This is a genomic window from Pseudomonas sp. PIC25 (assembly GCF_002286785.1).
Lineage (GTDB): Bacteria > Pseudomonadota > Gammaproteobacteria > Pseudomonadales > Pseudomonadaceae > Pseudomonas_M.
On the sequence record NZ_MUJY01000149.1, the window covers coordinates 1 to 1,245 of the forward strand.

A 1,245-nucleotide genomic window follows, 5' to 3' on the forward strand; every position below is an offset into this window, starting at 1 on the left:
CCGGTGTTGGGATTGTAGTAGCGGTGGCGGTTGTAGTGCAGGCCGGTTTCGGCGTCGAAGTATTGGCCCTGGAAACGCAGGGGGTTGTCGATGTCGGCGATTTCCACCTGGGCGACGTTGCCGTAGGCGCGGTATTTGACGGACCAGAGGATGTCGCCGCCGGGGCTGGTGAGTTCCTGCGGGGTGCCGAGGTGGTCGAGTTGGTAGTAGCAGGGCTGGGCCTGCGGGCCTTCGCCCTGGAGCAGGGCCAGGGGGCGGAAGGTGCCGGGTTCGTAGACATAGCTGCGGTAGTGGCCCGGCGCGCTTTCGGCGATGAGGCGTTCGCCCTGCCAGAGGAACTCGGTGGTGCGACCGTCCAGGGTCTTGGCGATGCGCCGGCCGAAGGCGTCGTAGCGGTAGTGCACCTGGCGGCCGTCCGGCAGGGTGGCGCCGATCAGGCGGTGCTGGGCGTCGTAACGGTATTCGGTGACCAGCTTGTGCCCGGCGCCGCGGCGTTCGCGGATGAGGTTGCCGAAGGCGTCGTAGTCGAAATGGCGGTCGCCCTGCATGAGCAGGCGGTTGCCCTTGACGTTGGCCAGCCCGGAGCCGGTGGTGCCGCTCTGCGCCAGGAGGGTGCCGGCGGGATCGTGGACGAAGCTTTCCGGGGTGTCGCCGCGCACCGCGACGAGGCGGTCCAGCGGGTCGTAGTGGAAGCGCTTGCTGCCCTTGCGTGAGTCGTCGATGCCGGCGAGGTTGCCGTTGGCATCGTAGCGGTATTGACGCTGCAACAGGCGGCGTTCGTCCTGATGCACGCGGTGGGCGAGCAGGCGGCCTTGTTCGTCGTACTGGTATTCGCTGAGCAGCACGCCCTGCTGGCGGAACTGCTCGCGCCCGCCGGCGGTGAACTGGTGGGCGGTGAGCGGCTGGCCGTTGAGCTGGATGGCGGCCAGGGCGCCACCGGGCTGGTGACGGTAATCCAGGCGGCTGCCGTCGGGCAGGCGGCAATGGCTGAGCTTGCCAAGGGCGTCGTAGGCGTAGCGCAGGGTGGCCCAGCCCTGGTGCTCCTCGATCAGGCGGTCCTGCAGGTCGTAACGGTAGGCCAGTGGCCACTGGCCGTCGTCGACGCTGACCAGCCGGCCGAGGCCGTCGTAGGCGTAGTGGACCTGCTCGCCGTCCGGCAGGGTCTTCACCAGCAGGCGGCCGGCGCTGTCGCGCTGGTAGGTGGTGATCAGCTCGCTGCCGTCGTCGCCGAACTCCTTCTTCTCG

1 protein-coding gene is annotated in these 1,245 nt (G+C 68.7%); it reads right to left on the bottom strand.

Translation table 11 applies throughout. The features are described from left to right. A partial coding sequence (locus BZL41_RS18690) for an RHS repeat domain-containing protein (protein ID WP_143518120.1) occupies nucleotides 1-1,245 on the bottom strand: 1,245 nt, incomplete at both ends.